The following is a 17,139-nucleotide window of genomic DNA, read 5'->3' as shown; positions in this document are numbered from 1 at the left end:
GCGAGGTAGCGTGAACAAGGTCCTGACTTTTCCCGATGCGAGCGGCATGGCGCTGTCGATCCGTGCCAAGGCGCTGCTGTTCCACGATCCCCGTTCGCTGGCGCTGCTGGAACAGGTCGAGCGCATCGCGCACAGCGACGCGACCGTGCTGGTGATTGGCGAGACCGGTACCGGCAAGGAGCTGATTGCGCGCCACCTGCATGCCCAGAGCGGCCGTGGCGGGCCGTTCATCGCCGTCAATTGCGGCGCCTTCAGTGAATCGCTGATCGATGCGGAGCTGTTCGGCCATGAAACCGGTGCTTTTACCGGCGCCACCCAGGCCCGCGCCGGCTGGTTCGAGGCCGCCAACGGCGGCACGCTGTTCCTCGACGAGATCGGCGACCTGTCGCCGGCGCTGCAGGTGAAGCTGCTGCGCGTGCTGCAGGAGCGGCAGGTGGTGCGGCTCGGGTCGCGCCGTCCCATCCCGCTCGACGTGCGCCTGGTGGCGGCCACCAACGTCGACCTGCACCGGGCCATCGCGGCGGAGCGCTTCCGCGCCGACCTGTACTACCGCTTGAGCGTCGCCACCGTCCACCTGCCGCCGCTGTACCAGCGGCCCGGCGACATCCTGCCGCTGGCGCACCACTTCATCCAGTCCTACGGCGCCAGGCTGCACCAGGCCGCCGTGACGCTGACCGTCCGCGCCGAACACGCGCTGCTGGCATACGACTGGCCCGGCAATATCCGCGAGCTGGAAAACGTCATCCACTATGCCCTGATCGTGTGCCGCGACGGCCGCATCGAGGCCGACGACCTGCGCATGGGCGGGCGCGTGCCGGCGGGACGCGCTGCCGCGCCGTCGTACGATGCCGCGCCATTACCGGTCGCCGTCGCGGCCAGTCCGCTCGAGCGCCTGGAAACGCTGCTGGGCGAGCTGCTCGAGACCGGCGAGGCGGCGCTGTTCGACACGGTCGAGGAGCGACTGATTCGCACCGCGTTCGCGGCCTGCGAGCAGAACCAGGTGCAGACGGCGAAGGTGCTGGGCCTGAGCCGCAACGTGCTGCGCACGCACTTGAAACGCTTCGGCCTGATCGGCGCGGAACCCGCACCGGGCCGCGGCGAGATTCACTCGTTCCACGGCATGTCCGTCGCGCTGTAACCCTCTCTGAAAGGATTCACCATGCTAACCACCCGACTGGGCGGCACGGGCCTGACCGTGTCGCGCCTGTGCCTGGGCACGATGACGTTCGGCCTGCAGGCCGACGAAGCCACGTCGCGCGCCATCCTCGACCACGCCTTCGACGCGGGCGTCACCTTCCTCGACACGGCCGACGTGTATCCGCTCGGTGGCGATACGTCGACCGTGGGCCGCACGGAGGAAATCGTCGGCCGCTGGCTGCAAGGCCGGCGCGACAGCGTCATCGTCGCCACCAAGGCCGTCGGCAAGGTCGGTGCGCAGTCGTGGCAGCAGGGCGCCTCGCGCAAGCACTTGCTCGATGCGATCGACGCGTCGCTGCGGCGCCTGGGCACCGACTACGTCGACCTGTACCAGCTCCACTCGGACGACCCGGCCACCCCGCTGGACGAGACGCTGGAGGCGCTCGACACGATCGTGCGCTCGGGGCGGGCGCGCTACGTCGGCGTGTCGAACTTCCTGGCTTACCGGCTGGCGCGCCTGCTGGGCCGCGCCGAGGCGCGCAACCTGGTGCGGCCGGTGTCCGTGCAGCCCCGTTACAGCCTGTTGTTCCGCGAGATCGAACGGGAGCTGCTGCCGCTGGCGGCCGAGGACCGCCTGGGCGTCATTCCCTACAATCCGCTGGCCGGCGGTCTGTTGACCGGCAAGCACTCGCTGGCCGCCGGTCCGGCCCAGGGCACGCGCTTCACCCTGGGCAGTGCCGCCGACCGCTACCAGGAACGCTACTGGCACGAGCGCGAGTTCGACACGGTGCGGCAGCTGGCCGCCGCGGCGGCCGAGGCACGGATTCCCCTGACGACGGCGGCCGTTGCCTGGGTGCTGGCCAATCCGGTCGTGACATCCGCCATCATCGGTGCCAGCCGGCCCGGCCAGCTGCACGAGACGCTGCGTGCCGCTTCCCTCACGCTCGATCCGGCGCTGAAGCAGCGCTTCGACACCATCAGCGCCGAGTACCGCCGCGGCGACGCCGCCCGCTGAGCGGTGGCTGCTGCGCAGCTGCCTGCAAATCAGCAGGCGCTGCGCGGCAGCCAGCAGTTTTTGCCGCCACCACGGCGTTTTCGCCCGGTTTTGGCATGGCACGAATGCTGCAATGAAGTGATCGGTTCCGCAGGTGCCCGCCTGTACCGCCTTCACCCTCATTGGAGAACAACGTGAACGATCGCCTCAACCGCCTGAACGCCTCCCCATCCGTCGCCGTCAAGCAACGGCTCGACTACCCGGTCATCGATACCGATGTCCATACCAACGACTACACGCCCGACCTGGAGGACTACGTCGCCAACTACGGCGGCGTCAAGCTGGTGGACGCGCTGCGCAAGGCCTCGGCCACGCGCATCGGCCGCGGCGGCATCGGCAACGGCAAGACCTGGTACGAGCAGACGCCGGAAGAGCGCCAGTATTACCGCACCATTCGCGCGCCGTGGTGGGCACGCGTGACGAAGAACACATTGGACGTGGCCACGTACCACCTGCCGGAACTGCTGTACGAGCGCCAGGAAGAGCAGGGCTCGGACTATTCGATCCTGTTCCCGAACAACGTGCTGGCGCCGCTGGGGGTACGGGACAAGGACGACCGCACGGCACTGCAGCGCGCCATCAACCACTACCACGCCGACCTGTATCGCAAGTACAGCGACCGGCTGACGCCTGTCGCCGGCATCGCGCTGCACACGCCCGAGGAAGGCATCGCCGAGCTGGAATTCGCCATCAAGACGCTGGGCCTGAAGGCCATCAATATCGCCGGCAGCGTGCGCCGGCCGATCCGCGCGCTGGCCGACAAGTACCCGGCCGAGCAGCATCCCGAGCTGCAGAAATACATCTCCTACCAGGACTTCTACGGCATCGACAGCGAATACGACTACGACCCGTTCTGGGCCAAGGCGGTGGAGCTGGGCGTACCGGTGCTGACGCATTACGGCAGCCAGGGCTGGACCGGGCGCAGCTCGATCAGCAATTACATGAACAACCACATCGGCCACTTCGCCGACGGTTCCGAGGCGTTCGCAAAGGCGCTGTTCTTCGGCGGCGTGACGAGGCGCTTTCCGCAGCTGCGCGTGGGCCTGCTGGAGGGCGGCGCCGACTGGGGCGCGCGCGTGTTCACGCACTTGGTCGACCGCTGGGAGAAGCGCAGCCTGGAAGGCTTGAAGAACTACGACCCGGCCGCCACCGACCGCGCGCTGTTGAGCGACCTGTTCGCGCGCTATGGCGCCGAGCTGACCAAGGGCCGCTCGATCGCCGGCGAAGACCTGATCCGTGACACGCTGGGGGCGCACTACACGGCCGACGCGCGCCAGCCGCAGGGCAGCGAGCTCGATGACTTCGCCGCCGCCGGCATCGAGAAGGCAGAAGACATCAAGGCGCGCTGGGTCGACAGCTTCTTCTTCGGGTCCGAATCGGACGACCGCACGATCGCCACCGCCTTCAACGACAAGGCCAATCCGTTGGGCACCAAGATCAACGCGATCTACTCGTCCGACGTGGGCCACTGGGACGTGCCCGACCTGACCGACGCGCTGGCCGAAGCCTACGGCCTGGTCGAGCAGGGCATCCTCAGCGAAGCGGACTTCAAGGCTTATGTCTTCACCAATCCGTACAAGCTGTACACGGAAGCGAATCCCGACTTCTTCAAGGGCACGGCGGTGGAAGCCAAGCTGGCGGCCACCGCCCGCTGATCACCGCCGGGCTCGTGTCAACTTTGGGGTCAGGCACGAAAGTTGACACGAGCTCGACATTGCATCGGCCGAGTTCGTGTCAGTTTTTGTGCCTGACCCCGATGTTGACACGGGCTCTGCAATTACTTTATCGGAGATATCCATGGCTCACCGCAAGCTGCGTCTCGGCGCGTTCATCATGGCCACCGGCCACCACATCGCTGCCTGGCGCCACCCCGGTTCGCAGGTCGATTCCGGCGTCAATATCGACCATTACATTTCGGTCGCGCAGCTGGCCGAGCGCGGCAAGTTCGACCAGGTGTTCGTTGCCGACAGCCCCGGCGTATGGGAACAGGGCAGCAAGGAGTCGTTCGGCCGCCAGGGCCGCATCTCGCACTTCGAGCCCGTCACCTTGTGGTCCGCGCTGGCGGTCGTGACCAAACACATCGGTTTTGTCGCCACCGCCTCCACCACGTACGAAGACCCGTATCTGCTGGCGCGCAAGTTCGCCTCGCTCGACCATATCAGCAAGGGCCGCGCCGCGTGGAACGTCGTCACGACGGGGAACGACAGCGTGTACGGCAACTTCGGCCTCGACAAACACCCCGACCCGGAGGTGCGCTACGAGAAGGCGCACGAGTTCCTCGATGTCGTCAAGGGCCTGTGGGACAGCTTCGAGGACGATGCCTTCCTGCGCGATCCGGACAGTGGCGTCTACTTCGATCCGGACAAGCTGCACGCCCTGAACCACCACGGCAAGTACCACAAGGTGGCGGGACCGTTGAACCTGGAGCGCTCGCCCCAGGGCCATCCGGTGATCGTGCAGGCCGGATCGTCCGAACCGGGCCGCGAACTGGCCGCGGCGACGGCCGAAGCGATCTTCACCGCCTGGACCAGCCTGGAGGAGGCCCAGGCGTTCTACCGCGACGTCAAGGGCCGCTTGGCGAAGTACGGCCGCCGTCCCGAGCAGCTGCTGATCCTGCCCGGCATCTCCCCTGTCATCGGTCGCACGCAGGAGGAGGCGGAAGCGAAATGGGCCGAGCTGCAGAAGCTGATCCACCCGTCCGTTGGCCTGGCCACCATCGAACGCTTCTGGCCGGGCGAGGACCTGTCGCAGTGGGACCTGGACGCGCCACCGCCCTACTACCCGACGCCGGAAGCGGGTCGCAACAGCCGCCACCACGTCGTCATCGAGCTGGCCCGGCGTGAGAAGTTCACCGTGCGCCAGCTGTACGAATACCTGGCCGGCGCGCGCGGCCACTGGGTCGTCGTCGGCACGCCGCAGAAGATCGCCGACGAGATGCAGCAATGGTTCGAGAACGGCGCGGCGGACGGCTTCAATGTGATGCCGCCGGTGCTGCCGGAGTCGCTGGAGGACTTCGTCGACCTGGTGATTCCGGAGCTGCAGCGGCGCGGCCTGTTCCGCACCGAGTACGAAGGCACTACCCTGCGCGAGAACCTGGGCCTGGACAAGCCGCAGAACCGCTACGCCGTCAAGGCGGCCAAGGCGGCATAAGGCATCGGAGCGCTGCTGGCTTTGCAGCAGATCGCGGCGCCAGCTGTTGCGGCGGTGCTGGCGCCGCGACAGCCGCGTGCCCGAAAACGGCCAAACCGCAGGGAAAACGGGTGGCATGGAACGTGCGTAATGAAAGGTACAGCATCCCATCGGCCCATTACACCAGGAGCACTTGTTTGAAGTATCCATCCAAGCACACCGGCAGCGCGGCCCTGGCCGCGGGCCTCTTGAGCATCGCCGGCGCGGCGCACGCGGCCGGGCAAAGCAACGCGGAGCTGCAGCGCCAGATCGAGGAATTAAAAGTTGTGGTCAGCGCGCTGCAGGCCCAGGTCAAGGCAACGCAGGCGCCGGCGGCATCGCCTGTCGGCGCCACCGAGGAAAAAGTGGAGATCGCCACCAAGGGCGATATCGACGGCCTGCGCACCGACCTGGAAAACTACAAATACGAACAGCGCCGCAACCGCGAGACCAAGACCGCGCTGACGACGCGCGGCACGACCATCGGCGGCAGCGCGCAGGTGCGCGCCACCGCGCAGGAGCAGGCCACGCGCACTGGCAGCACGGCCAGCGCGGCCGACCGCCACGGCAGCTTCGACATCCCGCAGGCCACGCTGAACTTCGCCGGCAGCCTGTATCGCGATTATTCGGAAGGCCGCAACCTCGACTACCGGCTGGCGTTCGCCTATGCGCGCAACAGCCCGGCCACGGACGGCAGCCAGCTCAATGCAACCGATGCCTACATCCGCTACAGCCCCCTGCCCACGCTGACCGGCCTGGAAGACCCGCGCCTGACGCTGACCTTCGGCCAGCAGCAGATCCCGTTCGGCCTGGAAGCCCAGATCGGCGAGGAACTGCGCCCGGTGATCAACAGCGCGCAGTTCCTGGGCGGCCTCGGTGTCGGCAACCGCCAGATTGGCCTGATCGTGCGCGGCGACTTCGATCCCTACGTCGACTACGGCTTCAACTACCGGGCGCCGCTGATCGAATACGCGTTTGGTGTCGTCAACGGCAGTGGCCCGAACAAGACGGACGACAACAACAGCAAGGACTACCTGGCGCGCGTGGCGTTCACGCTGCCGGTCGACTATTTCAGCCTGCTGCGCGAGCTGAAGGTGGGCGTCTCCGCCTACCAGGGCAAGAAGAACGTGACGGCCGGGACGGCCGGCGCCGTCGTCGGTCAGGTCAAGCGCGACCGCTACGGCTTCGACATCTACTACAACCATGCGCCCTTCGGCATCACGTACGAGTATGCGGAAGGACGCGACGGCGTGGCGAACAACGGCCCGGAGGTGAAATCGCGCGGCCAGTACGTGACCGCTTTCTACACCTGGGGCGAACAGTGGATCGCCAGCTCGCGCGCCCAGGCCAAGTACGACGATTACTGGCCCAAGTCCTACCAGCTGTTCGCCCGCTACGACGTGTTCGATCCGAACCGCGCTCTGCCGAACGACCGCAGCAAGATCGCCACGGCCGGCTTCAACCTGTTCTTTGCCGAGACGACGAAGTTCCAGATCAACCTGAATCACTACCAGTACGACAACCCGGCCCAGCCCAGCGCCAACGAATTGCTGGCGCAGTTCCAGTTCGGCTTCTGACCCTTGGACATCATGATGACACTACCCCGCTTCCGCTCCCTCTCCGCCCTGCTGGCCGCCGCGGCCATGGTATTTGCCGTGCCGGCCGCCGTCGCGCAAGAAAAACCCAAGGTGATCCGCATTTCCTACTCCAGCGCCGGCACCGGCGGCCGGCCCATCGTGGGCGGCTCTGTCATCGCCACCGCGCACCAGCAGGGCGTGCTGGAAAAGGAGTTCGCCAAGGACGGCATCAAGATCCAGTGGACCTTCAACCCGGGCGCCGGCCCCGCCACCAACGAGCAGCTGGCCAACGGCCTGGCCGACTTCGCCCACCATGGCGACCTGCCGATCATCATCGGCAGGTCGACGGGGTTGCGCACCAGGATCCTGTTCCCGTACACGCGCTTCGGCGCCGCCTACATCACGGGACCGGTCGATTCGCCGGCGCGCACGCTGGAAGACCTGAAAGGCAAGCGCCTGGCCGTCTTCAAGGGCACCGCCAGCCAGCTGGCGCTGGGCCGCATCCTGAAGAAGCACGGGCTGACGGAGCGCGATTTCAAGACCGTCAGCATGGACGGCGACACGCTGCGCGCCGCCATCGCGACCAAGGACGTCGACGGCGGCTTCATCGCCCCGTTCGACCTGGAGGCACGCGGCGTGGGCAAGCTGATTTACTCCACCGGTCCCGATCCGGAGCTGACGTCGCAGGGGGTCTTCTGGGTCTCGGAGGAGTTCGAGCGCAAGTACCCGGACATCGTGCAGCGCGTCGTCACGACCCTGATCAAGGTGGCGGCGTGGAGCTCGGATGAGAAGAACCGCGAGGCGCAGTACAAGCTTTGGTCGAACTCCGGTACCAGCTACTACGAATACCAGAAGACCTTTGTCGACGTGCCGCTGAAGTGGCGCCTGTCGCCGCTGCTGGACGAGTACTTCGTCGAGAACCTGAAGAAATCGATCCAGCAGGCCAGGGAGTTCAAGCTGATCCGCCGGGACGTGGATATCAACGGCTGGCTGGCACCGCAATACCTGAACACGGCGCTGAAGGAGCTCAAGCTGGAGGGCTATTGGCCCGAGTTCAACGCGGCCGGCAAGCCGAAACTGGCGCAACAATGAACACCGTCTCGTCCTCTGCGCCGTATGTCACTGAAGTGGCGCTGGCCGCGCCGGCACCGCGCTGGCGCACGGCCATCGCGCGGCTGGCGACCGGGTCGGTCAACCTGGCCGCGGGCCTGATCCTGCCGCTGCTGTTGCTGGCGCTGTGGCAGTACGCCGTCGAGCGGCGCTGGCTGGCCGAGCAGATCCTGCCACCGCCGGCCCTCGTGTGGCAGTCGCTGCGCGAGCTGTGGGACAGCGGCGACCTGAGCGCCAATCTCGCCATCAGCTTGCAGCGGCTGGGCTGGAGCCTGCTCATCGGCGGCGGCGCCGGGTTTGTCCTGGGCGTGGTCATGGGCGTGTCGCGCACCGTGCAGGCGTATGTCTATCCCACCTTCCAGCTGGTGGCGCAGTTCCCCGTGATCGGCTGGGTGCCGTTATTGATCATTTTTGCCGGCATCGGCGAGGCGCTGAAAGTGGCCGCGATCGCGATCGCCGTCGTGGTGCCGGTGGCCGTCAACACTTTCGATGCCATTCGCAGCATTCCGCGCAGTCTGCTGGAAGTGGGCGCCGTGTACCGCTTCACGTTCGGGCAGACGGTGCGCCGGCTGGTGCTGCCGGCCGCGTCGAGCGGGATCTTCAGCGGCCTGCGCCAGGGGGTCATGCAGGCCTGGCTGACGCTGGTCTTCGTCGAGCTGCTGGCGTCCAGCGAGGGGATCGGCTACTTGATGGTGTGGGGCCGGCAGCTGTTGCAGCTCGATATCGTCGTGGTCGGCATGCTGGTGATCGGCGCGGTCGGCGTCGCGCTGGACCGCCTGCTGGCATGGAGCGAGGCGCGCCTGCACGGCTGGCAGCGCCGCGCCTACTGAGGAGGACGAGATGACATCGAACGCAGATTGGCGCGCGGTCGTGCTGCCGCTGGCCGCGCTGGCGCTGTGGTATGCGCTGACGGCGCTGGACCTGGTGAATACGAAACTGATCGTGCCGCCCGGCGCCGTGCTGGATGCGGCCTGGCAGGTGGTCAGCGGCGGCCAGTTGCTGGCCGGGCTGCGTGCCAGCCTGATTCGGGACCTGAGCGGCTTTGCTGCCGGCAGCGCGGCCGGCATCCTGTTTGGCCTGCTGCTGGGCGTGTCGCGCTGGGCCGAACGCATCGTCGGCCCCACGTTCCACACGCTCAAGCAGATTTCGCTGTTCGCCTGGCTGCCGCTGCTGTCGACGTGGCTGGGCACCGGCGAGGCGGCCAAGATCCTGTTCATCGCGCTGTCGGCGTTCTATCCGGTCGCGTTGAACACGTTCGAGGGCGTGCGCGGCGTCACGCGCGCACAGCTGGAAGTGGCCCGCGTGCTGGGGTTCAACCGCCTCCAGCTGGCGGGCCGGCTGATCCTGCCGGCGGCGTCTGCGCGGATCGCCACCGGCCTGCACCTGGCGCTGCTGTACGCCTGGCTGGCGACGATCGGCGCCGAATACCTGCTGGGCTCTTCGGCACAGGGCGTCGGCAGCGTCGTCATCCGCGGCAAGGCCACCTTCCACGTCGAGCTGATCGTCGTCGGCATGCTGCTGATCGGCGCCGTCGGCCTCCTGCTGAACCGCCTGGCCGCGGCCATCGAGGGCCGCGTGCTGCACTGGCGTGGCCCCGGCCACTGAAAGGGATGCGATGACCGCACGAATCGAGACCTCGACCTTGCCGGCGTTCGCCGTGCCCCGGCTGCCGTCGATCGGTGATGCGGCGTTGACGCGCCTGGCGCTGTCCTGGCCCCTGCCGCTGGCGGTGCTGCTGCTGTGGCACCTCGCCGCCACCTTCGAATGGCTGCCGCCGCAAATCCTGCCGCCGCCTGCGGTGGTCGCGACAACGTTCGTCGACCTGCTGCGCACCGGCGAGCTGCCCGACAACCTGTGGGTCAGCCTGGGCCGCGTGCTGGCCGGTTTCGCCGCCGGCGGCGCCGCCGGGCTGGCGCTGGGCGTGGCGATGGGATTGTCGCCCACCGTGCGCGACTACCTGTACCCCAGCTTTCGCGCCATCGCCCAGGTGCCGTCGCTCGGCTGGCTGCCGTTGTTGATGCTGCTGGTGGGGTTGGGCGAGGCGCTGAAGATCACCCTGATCGCCAAGGCCGCCTTCGTGCCGGTGGCGTTGAACACCTACCAGGGCCTGCGCGGCGTGTCGACCCGCTTTATCGAGGTGGCGCGGGTGTACCGCTTCACGCGCTGGCAGCTGTTGGCCAAGGTGGTGTTCCCGGCCGCGTTCCCGCAGGTATGGAACGGCGTGCGCTATGGCCTGACCCATGCCTGGTTGGCGCTGGTGGCGGTGGAGCTGCTGGCGTCGTCCGAGGGCCTTGGCTTCATGATCGTCTACGGCCGCCAGTTGTACCAGCTCGACGTCGTGCTGGCGGCAGTCGTGGTGGTCGGCACGGTCGGCTACCTGCTCGACCGCCTGCTGACGGTGGTCGAACAGCGGCTGCTGCGCTGGCGTCGCGACGCCTTCTGAAAGGATTTCATCATGACTTTGCATGACACTTCCCGCCGCCGGTTGCGCGGCACGGCGCTGCCCGTGCTGTTGCTGGCCGGCTGGTGGACCGCGTTCCAGTTCGGCTGGAGCGATTCGACCCTGCTGGTCGCACCAAGCCAGGTCTGGGACACGGCCGCGCGGCTGTCCGGCGACGGCACCTTGTGGCGTGCGCTGGGCGCCTCGCTGGCACGCGATCTGGCCGGTTTCATCCTGGGCAGCCTGGCCGGCTTCGGCGTCGGCATCGCGCTGGGATTGTCGCGGCTGCTGGAAAACCTGGTCGGTCCGACGCTGCACACGGTCAAGCAGGTCTCGCTGCTGGCATGGATTCCGCTGATTTCGGTCTGGTTCGGCCTGGGCGACCTGGCCAAGGTGGTGTTCCTAGCGCTGGCCGCGTTCTTTCCCGTCGTGCTGAACACCTTCGAGGGCATCCGCGGTGTGCCGCGCGAGCTGGTCGAGGTGGCCCGCGTGTTCGCGCTGACACCGCTGCAGCTGCTGCGCCGGGTCGTGCTGCCGGCCGCGCTGCCGTCGATCTTCAACGGCATTCATCTGGCGTTGATCTATGCGTGGCTGGCGACCCTGGGCGCGGAATACCTGCTGACCTCGGGAATCGGCATCGGCAACTTGCTGACGGACGGGCGCGAGCACCTGTGGATGGACCAGGTACTGCTGGGCATCGTCGTGGTCGGCCTGGTCGGTTTCACGCTGAACTGGCTGGCCGGGGTCGTCGAAGCGCGGCTGCTGCGCTGGCGCGGCACGTCCACCGGACAGTATTGATCAATCATCGTTTTGGAGCGAAGCATGGCACATGCAGGCACGCTGGAAATCAGCAATCTGAGCAAGCAGTACCGCGTCAAGGGACAGGCGTTGCCCGTCCTGGAAAACATCTCGCTGTCGATACGGCCCGGTGAATTCGTCAGCATCGTCGGCGCCAGCGGGTGCGGCAAGTCGACCTTGCTGCGCCTCGTGATCGGGCTGGAAAACGAGTACCAGGGCGAGATCCTGCTGGATGGCCGCCGCGTCGTCGGCACCAGCCTGGAACGGGGCATCGTGTTCCAGGAACACCGCCTGTTCCCATGGCTGACGGTGGAGCAGAACGTCAGCCTGGGCCTGCTGAACGCGACCTTGCCGGAGGCCGAGAAACGCCGGTCGGTGCAGGAGCACATCGAACTGGTCGGCCTGAAGGGCTTCGAGACGGCGTATCCCTACCAGCTCTCGGGCGGCATGTCGCAGCGCGTGGCCATCGCCCGCGCGCTGGTCAACCGGCCGGAAGTACTGCTGCTGGACGAGCCGTTCGGCGCGCTCGACGCACTGACGCGCGCCCACCTGCAGCAGGAGCTGCAACGCATCTGGGAGCAGGAGGGCATCACGGCGATCCTCGTCACGCACGACGTCGACGAAGCGGTCTACCTGGGTGACCGCATCGTCGTCATGGAACCGCGCCCGGGCCGCATCAAGCGCATCGTCGACGTGCCGCTACCGCACCCGCGCGACCGGGGCAGCTACGCCTACGCCGCCATCAAGGACGACGTGCTGGCCGAGTTCTCCGACAAGCCGCGCCTCAGCCTGGTCACACCCGAGCCACCGCGCAGCGCCGCCGACTGGCAATTTTCCTGGTAACCCTTCATTGAAAGCCGCACATGTCCGATCCGTTTGAACTGCTGAAGGCCCGCTATGGCGCGGGCCAGCCGCTGCCCGCCGTGGCGGCCGACCGTGTCAATCCCGTGCTGGAAACCTTGTTCGCGCACCGCTCCGTGCGCGACTACCGCCCCGATGCGCTGCCGCCGGACACTCTGGACCTGCTGGTCGCAGCCGCGCAATCGGCGCCCAGTTCGTCGAACCTGCAAGTGTGGAGCGTGGTGGCAATCGAGGATGCGGCGCGCCGGGCACGTTTCGCGGAACTGGTGGGCAACCAGAAGCAGGTGCGCACGGCGCCGCTGTTCCTGGCCTGGCTGGTGGACCTGTCGCGGCTGCGCCGCATCGCTGCCGAGCGTGGCCGCGAACTGGCCGGTATCGACTACCTGGACACGTTCCTGATGGGCGTCATCGATGCGGCGCTGGCGGCGCAGAACGTCGTCAACGCGGCCGAGTCGCTGGGCTTGGGCACCGTCTACATCGGCGCGTTGCGCAACGCGCCGGAGGCGGTGGCGGCGGAGCTGGGCATCGCGCCCGGCGACGGCGTGTATGCCGTGTTCGGCCTGTGCGTGGGTTATCCCGACGCGGCCAAGCCGGCATCCGTAAAACCGCGGCTGCCGCAAACTTCGGTGCTGTACCGCGAGCGCTATGCGCCGGCGCCGGTGCAGGACGAGGTGGGCGGCTATGACGTTGCAATGCAGGCGTTCTACGCCTCGCAGGGGCTGCCGCCCAACCTGTGGAGCGAGCATTCGGTGGCGCGCTTGCGCACCCCGGAAGACCTGAAAGGCCGGCACCGGCTGAGGGAGGCGCTGGCGGCGCTCGGCTTCGCGCTGCGCTGATGAGTGGCGCCACTTCCGCGCTGGCCGAACCGCTGCCGCCGCATTACCTGACCGGCTTCATGCTGCTGGGCGTGCTGGCAGGAACCTCGAACGGCGTCGCCAAGGTCGTGCTGCCGCTGTATGCGGCCACGCTGCATGCGACGCCGTGGCAGATCGGGTTGGTGGGCGGGCTGCAATTCGTCGGCATGCTGCTGTTGTCGCTGCCGCTGGGCGCCCTGATCGACCGCATCGGCAGCCGGCCCCTGTTCCGTCTGGGCTGCCTGGGTGCCGTGCTGCTGTTCCTGGCCGGCTTCAGTTACGCGGCCACGCCGTGGCAGCTGATCGGCTGCGTGCTGCTGTTCGGCGTCGTCAACCCGTTTCGCATGGTGACCACGCAGACGGAATTCCTGCATCTGCTGCCGCGCATCGGCGCAAGCCGCGCGGGCTGGCAGCGCGCGTCGCAAAGCTGCGGCATGTTTTTTGTGGGTCCTCTGCTGGGCGCCTGGCTGGTGGGCGTGGCCGGCTACGCGCACACGTTCCGCAGCGTGGCCGCCGGCCTGTTCGTCACGCTGTTGATCGGCCAGCGCGTGCTGTCGACGGCCCCGCCGGGCCAGGGCGCCGAGGGCCTGGGCCTGCTGGCGCACCTGCGCGACCAGCTGCGCGTGGTCATCAGCCGGGCCGACCTGCGCCGCACGATGCAGGTCGAATTCCTCGGCCAGGTCGCGATGTCGTACTTCACCGTGTTCGTCATCCTGGTGGCAATGCGCCGTTTCGGCATGTCGACGCAGCAGGCGGCCGGCCTCGTCACCTTGCAGGGCGCCGCGTTCGTGCTGACGTTGCTGGCCGCCGGCGGCGTCATCGCCGGCTGGCGCGAGGCGGTGCGCTACCGCGTGGCGCTGGTGTTGCTGCTGGCGGCGGAGCTGCTGCTGGCCAACCCGTTCGGCCCCGCCGCGCTGTGGACCGGCGCGCTGCTGCTGGGCTTGGGCCTGGGACTGCAGCATCTCACCAGCGTGGCGCGCTTCGCCCGCCTGGCGCAGGAGCTGGGGCGGGGCCGCACGGGCGGCATGTTCTCGCTGGCAGGGCCGAGCGGGGGGCTGGTCGGCGCCGTGGCGGGCGGGCTGCTGAACCAGCACTTCGGCATGCTGGCTGGTTTTCACGTGCTGGCGCTGGTGTTCCTCGTGCAGCTGGGCTGGCAGTGGCCGCGCGGGCGGGCTGCCCGCTAGCTGCGCGGCAGGCAGCACGGTCTGCTGCAAACGCAGCAGCCGGCGCGCGGCGGACGGGAATTTCGCTGGCACGGAAGCTGCAACGTCTCCCTCACATCATCAGCGAGGACTTCATGAAGCACACCAGACGCCTTTTCCTTACCTTGACCCTGGCCCTGTTCACCGGCACGGTGCTGGCTGCGGCGCCGACCGTGATCCGCGTCGGCATCGCCCAGCCGGCTTACGGCAGCCCGCCCACGATCGGCGGCTCCACCATCGCCATCGCCCATGCGACGGGCGCGATCGACCAGGAATTCAAGCGCGACCACATCAAGGTCGAGTGGTACTTCTTCAAGGGTGCCGGTCCGGCCGTCAACGAGGCGCTGAGCAACCGCCAGCTGGACTTCGCGTTCCAGGGCGACCTGCCGTCCATCATCGGCAAGGCGGCGGGACTGAAGACACGACTGATCCTGGCCACGGGCACGCGCGGCAACCTGTACCTGGCTGCACCGCCGGACTCGCCGATCCGCTCCGTGGCCGACCTGCGCGGCAAGCGTGTCGCCATCTTCAAGGGCACCAACGCGCAGCTGCCGATCGACCGCCTGCTGGCCGCGCACGGGCTGTCGGAAAAGGACCTGAAGGTCGTCAACCTCGACACGGCCACCGCGCAGGCCGCGCTGGTGACGAAGGACATCGACGCCGTATTCGGCAGCTACGAGCTGCTGAAACTGCGCGACAAGGGCGCCGCCAGGATCGTCTACACCAGCAAGGGCGATTCGCCCGTGTTCACGCGCCAGGGCCATATGCTGGTCACGGACGATTTCGCCACGCGCTATCCCGAGCAGACCCGCCGCTTCGTCACGGCGCTCGTCAGAGTTGCGCACTGGAGTTCGGACGAGGCCCATCGCGACGAGGTGTTCCGGTTGTGGACGCGCCCCGGCACCGTCAAGTTCGAGCACTGGCGCGAGGACTACGCCGGCCAGCCACTGCGCGTGCGCCTGAGCCCCTTGTTCGACCCGTTCCTGACGGACCGCTACCGCGACGCGGTGGAACACGCCTACCAGTTCCGCCTGATCCGCAGCAAATTCAACGTCGACACGTGGATCGACCGCAGCTTCCTGCAGGCCAGCCTGAAGGAACTGCAGCTGGAGGGCTATTGGCCGGTCAACCCGGCCGCCAACGTGCGGCTGGCAGCCGGCGGCACATCACGCAGCCGCTGAGGGCCCAGCCCGTGTCCCACCGCGGGGTCAGTCACCGGAACGGGACACGAGCGCGGCCGTAGCAGGGCGTCAGGCCACGTCGCCGATCAATTCCAGCAGGTCGGTGACGCCGATGTCGATGCCGGCCTGCGTCAGCAAGGTGCTGGCCTGGCCGCGGTGGTGGGTCTGGTGGTTGAAGAAGTGCAGCAGCAAGGTGCCGAAATGCTTGCGGAACTCGGTGCCGCGGGCGTTGCGGTAGACCAGCGTGGCGTCCAGGTGCTCGGGACGCAGTTCGGCCGCCAGCGCCGTGATGATGCCGTCCAGCCGGGTGCGGTGTGCCAGCAGCGTCGGCAGGTTGTCGCCGTAGCGCTGGCGCAGGTCGGTCGGCACCGCGGCGCCCCGCAGCGGCGCCAGCGCCGCCAGGTTGGCCGGATGCAGCGCGAAGCGCGTCAGCCAGATCGTGTCCCCCGCAATTAGGTGGTTCATCGTGCCCAGCAGCGAGCCGAAGAACGCGCCACGGTCGGCGTCCAGTTCGGATGCCGGCAAGCGCGCGGCGGCGTCGTACAGCTTGCGGTTCATGTTGGCGTTGTAGGTTGCCAGCAGAACGATGTCCTGGGTGGTGGGCATGGGTCCTCCCGTCAGCTTGGCAGCCGCGCCACCGATGCCCGCAGCGTGACGGTGACCGGAAAGTCGCGCGCCACCGGCCGCCCCAGGTCATAGCACAGGTTCAGCAGCGCATTGATGCCGTTCAGGGTCATCTGCCGCCACGGCATGCGCACCGACGACAGGCGCGGTGCCGAAAATTCCGCACTGGGCGTGTCGTCGTAGCCCAGCACCGACAGGTCCTGCGGCACCCTGATGCCGGCCTCCTGGAAGTACGACAGCGCGCCCACGGCCATTTCGTCGTTGGCGCAGAACAGCGCGCTGCACGGGCGGCCATCGGCGACCAGCGCGCGGGCGCAGTCCCAGCCACCGGCCGGCGAGAAGTCGCTCCAGCGCAGCCAGAGGCCGGCCGGGTCGATATCGTGGGCCGCCAGTTCGGCCTTGAAGCCTTCGATGCGGGCCACGTTGTCCGGCAGCGCCTGCGGCCCGGCGATGACGGCGATTTGCCGGTGGCCGTGTTCCAGCAAGGTGCGCGCGGCCAGGCGACCGCCCAGCTCGTGGTCGACGGTAAAGCATTGCTCGGGGATCGACGCGAACGAATGGTTCAATGCGACCAGGCGCGCGACGCGCGAGCCCAGCGCCGCGATATCGTCCTCGCCCAGCGCGCTGGTCATGACGATCAGGCCGTCGCAGCCCCGTTCGACCAGGAACTCGATGCCCTCGATGGCCTGGCGGCGGTCGTCGCCCAGACCGACGCCGAACGCCACCACCATGTGCAGCCCGGCCGCGCGCAATTGCGTGTCGATGATCTGCAGGATCGGCGTATAAAAGGTGCCGGACAGCGCGGGAATGTACACGCCGACCATCTTGCTCGAGCCGGACAGCAGCGCCCGCGCCGCATGCGAGGGGCGGAAGTCCAATGCCTCGATGGCCTTTTGTACCTTCTCCAGCGTGGCAGGCGACACGGGGCCGCTGCCGTTGATGGCCCGCGACGCGGTGCCGAGTCCCACGCCCGCCAGGCGGGCCACGTCCTTGATGGTTGCCATGTGTGCTCTCGTCGTTTCCAGGCCTGAGCATAACGGCCGCCGCGCCGCAGGGCCAGACACGGCGGCCAACGTTGGGTGCGGCACGCACAGAACTGTTGTTTGTTTGTCTAAAACGCGTAAAGCGTGGTT

At 67.8% G+C, this 17,139-nt stretch carries 16 protein-coding genes; 14 read left to right on the top strand and 2 right to left on the bottom strand.

Annotated features, from left to right (window positions below):
* The first annotated feature begins 10 nt into the window (after window positions 1-10).
* The 14 genes from E7V67_027010 to E7V67_026945 all read left to right on the top strand — a co-directional run bounded on the left by E7V67_027010 (window position 11) and on the right by E7V67_026945 (window position 15,382).
* Entirely contained in the window at window positions 11-1,138 is a 1,128-nt protein-coding gene (locus E7V67_027010) for a sigma-54 dependent transcriptional regulator (protein ID WUR13290.1), read from the top strand.
* Between the two features lie 21 nt (window positions 1,139-1,159).
* Window positions 1,160-2,152, top strand: a complete 993-nt coding sequence (locus tag E7V67_027005; protein WUR13289.1) for an aldo/keto reductase — start codon at window positions 1,160-1,162, stop codon at window positions 2,150-2,152.
* Between the two features lie 173 nt (window positions 2,153-2,325).
* Window positions 2,326-3,846 carry an amidohydrolase family protein gene (locus E7V67_027000; protein WUR13288.1) on the top strand — a complete coding sequence of 507 codons (1,521 nt, stop codon included), beginning with the start codon at window positions 2,326-2,328 and terminating at the stop codon, window positions 3,844-3,846.
* A 142-nt stretch (window positions 3,847-3,988) separates the two neighbouring features.
* Complete coding sequence (locus E7V67_026995) at window positions 3,989-5,341, top strand: LLM class flavin-dependent oxidoreductase (GenBank protein WUR13287.1); 1,353 nt, start codon at window positions 3,989-3,991, stop codon at window positions 5,339-5,341.
* 176 nt (window positions 5,342-5,517) lie between these two features.
* Window positions 5,518-6,936 carry a hypothetical protein gene (locus E7V67_026990; GenBank protein ID WUR13286.1) on the top strand — a complete coding sequence of 473 codons (1,419 nt, stop codon included), beginning with the start codon at window positions 5,518-5,520 and terminating at the stop codon, window positions 6,934-6,936.
* A 12-nt stretch (window positions 6,937-6,948) separates the two neighbouring features.
* Window positions 6,949-8,028, top strand: coding sequence for an ABC transporter substrate-binding protein (locus E7V67_026985; GenBank protein ID WUR13285.1), 1,080 nt, complete (start codon window positions 6,949-6,951; stop codon window positions 8,026-8,028).
* A complete protein-coding gene (locus E7V67_026980) occupies window positions 8,025-8,876 on the top strand; it encodes an ABC transporter permease (GenBank protein ID WUR13284.1) in 852 nt (283 codons plus the stop codon). Before E7V67_026985 ends, E7V67_026980 begins: the two co-directional genes overlap by 4 nt.
* 10 nt (window positions 8,877-8,886) lie before the next feature.
* Complete coding sequence (locus E7V67_026975) at window positions 8,887-9,651, top strand: ABC transporter permease (GenBank protein WUR13283.1); 765 nt, start codon at window positions 8,887-8,889, stop codon at window positions 9,649-9,651.
* A 10-nt stretch (window positions 9,652-9,661) separates the two neighbouring features.
* Window positions 9,662-10,489 carry an ABC transporter permease gene (locus tag E7V67_026970; protein WUR13282.1) on the top strand — a complete coding sequence of 276 codons (828 nt, stop codon included), beginning with the start codon at window positions 9,662-9,664 and terminating at the stop codon, window positions 10,487-10,489.
* 12 nt (window positions 10,490-10,501) lie between these two features.
* Complete coding sequence (locus E7V67_026965) at window positions 10,502-11,284, top strand: ABC transporter permease (GenBank protein WUR13281.1); 783 nt, start codon at window positions 10,502-10,504, stop codon at window positions 11,282-11,284.
* A 24-nt stretch (window positions 11,285-11,308) separates the two neighbouring features.
* Window positions 11,309-12,127 (top strand): ABC transporter ATP-binding protein, encoded by an 819-nt coding sequence (locus E7V67_026960; GenBank protein WUR13280.1) that lies wholly within the window; start codon window positions 11,309-11,311, stop codon window positions 12,125-12,127.
* A gap of 20 nt (window positions 12,128-12,147) precedes the next feature.
* Window positions 12,148-12,981, top strand: coding sequence for an NADPH-dependent oxidoreductase (locus tag E7V67_026955; GenBank protein ID WUR13279.1), 834 nt, complete (start codon window positions 12,148-12,150; stop codon window positions 12,979-12,981).
* Window positions 12,981-14,183 (top strand): MFS transporter, encoded by a 1,203-nt coding sequence (locus E7V67_026950; protein WUR13278.1) that lies wholly within the window; start codon window positions 12,981-12,983, stop codon window positions 14,181-14,183. The genes E7V67_026955 and E7V67_026950 overlap by 1 nt, the downstream gene beginning before the upstream one ends.
* 113 nt (window positions 14,184-14,296) lie before the next feature.
* Window positions 14,297-15,382 (top strand): ABC transporter substrate-binding protein, encoded by a 1,086-nt coding sequence (locus E7V67_026945; GenBank protein ID WUR13277.1) that lies wholly within the window; start codon window positions 14,297-14,299, stop codon window positions 15,380-15,382.
* A 69-nt stretch (window positions 15,383-15,451) separates the two neighbouring features.
* Here the strand turns inward: E7V67_026945 and E7V67_026940 are convergent, their stop codons facing one another.
* Together E7V67_026940 and E7V67_026935 are read right to left on the bottom strand one after the other, a co-directional pair.
* Complete coding sequence (locus E7V67_026940; GenBank protein WUR13276.1) at window positions 15,452-15,988, bottom strand: DinB family protein; 537 nt, start codon at window positions 15,986-15,988, stop codon at window positions 15,452-15,454.
* Window positions 15,989-15,999: 11 nt separating this feature from the next.
* On the bottom strand, window positions 16,000-17,010 hold the full coding sequence (locus tag E7V67_026935) for a LacI family DNA-binding transcriptional regulator (GenBank protein ID WUR13275.1): 1,011 nt from the start codon (window positions 17,008-17,010) through the stop codon (window positions 16,000-16,002).
* Between the last annotated feature and the right edge of the window lie 129 nt (window positions 17,011-17,139).

It is taken from the genome of [Empedobacter] haloabium (assembly GCA_008011715.2).
Classification (GTDB): Bacteria; Pseudomonadota; Gammaproteobacteria; order Burkholderiales; family Burkholderiaceae_D; genus Rugamonas; species Rugamonas haloabia.
The sequence above is the reverse complement of the archived record's forward strand: the minus strand, read 5'-3'. Positions and strand labels throughout refer to the sequence as shown.

What these genes read in the sequence shown, in the direction of transcription:
- E7V67_027005 (WUR13289.1), top strand. Translation starts at nt 1,160, where the DNA reads ATGCTAACCACCCGACTGGGCGGCACGGGCCTGACCGTGTCGCGCCTG.
- E7V67_026995 (WUR13287.1), top strand. Translation starts at nt 3,989, where the DNA reads ATGGCTCACCGCAAGCTGCGTCTCGGCGCGTTCATCATGGCCACCGGC.
- E7V67_026985 (WUR13285.1), top strand. Translation starts at nt 6,949, where the DNA reads ATGATGACACTACCCCGCTTCCGCTCCCTCTCCGCCCTGCTGGCCGCC.
- E7V67_026980 (WUR13284.1), top strand. Translation starts at nt 8,025, where the DNA reads ATGAACACCGTCTCGTCCTCTGCGCCGTATGTCACTGAAGTGGCGCTG.
- E7V67_026975 (WUR13283.1), top strand. Translation starts at nt 8,887, where the DNA reads ATGACATCGAACGCAGATTGGCGCGCGGTCGTGCTGCCGCTGGCCGCG.
- E7V67_026970 (WUR13282.1), top strand. Translation starts at nt 9,662, where the DNA reads ATGACCGCACGAATCGAGACCTCGACCTTGCCGGCGTTCGCCGTGCCC.
- E7V67_026965 (WUR13281.1), top strand. Translation starts at nt 10,502, where the DNA reads ATGACTTTGCATGACACTTCCCGCCGCCGGTTGCGCGGCACGGCGCTG.
- E7V67_026960 (WUR13280.1), top strand. Translation starts at nt 11,309, where the DNA reads ATGGCACATGCAGGCACGCTGGAAATCAGCAATCTGAGCAAGCAGTAC.
- E7V67_026955 (WUR13279.1), top strand. Translation starts at nt 12,148, where the DNA reads ATGTCCGATCCGTTTGAACTGCTGAAGGCCCGCTATGGCGCGGGCCAG.
- E7V67_026950 (WUR13278.1), top strand. Translation starts at nt 12,981, where the DNA reads ATGAGTGGCGCCACTTCCGCGCTGGCCGAACCGCTGCCGCCGCATTAC.
- E7V67_026945 (WUR13277.1), top strand. Translation starts at nt 14,297, where the DNA reads ATGAAGCACACCAGACGCCTTTTCCTTACCTTGACCCTGGCCCTGTTC.
- E7V67_026940 (WUR13276.1), bottom strand. Translation starts at nt 15,988, where the DNA reads ATGCCCACCACCCAGGACATCGTTCTGCTGGCAACCTACAACGCCAAC.
- E7V67_026935 (WUR13275.1), bottom strand. Translation starts at nt 17,010, where the DNA reads ATGGCAACCATCAAGGACGTGGCCCGCCTGGCGGGCGTGGGACTCGGC.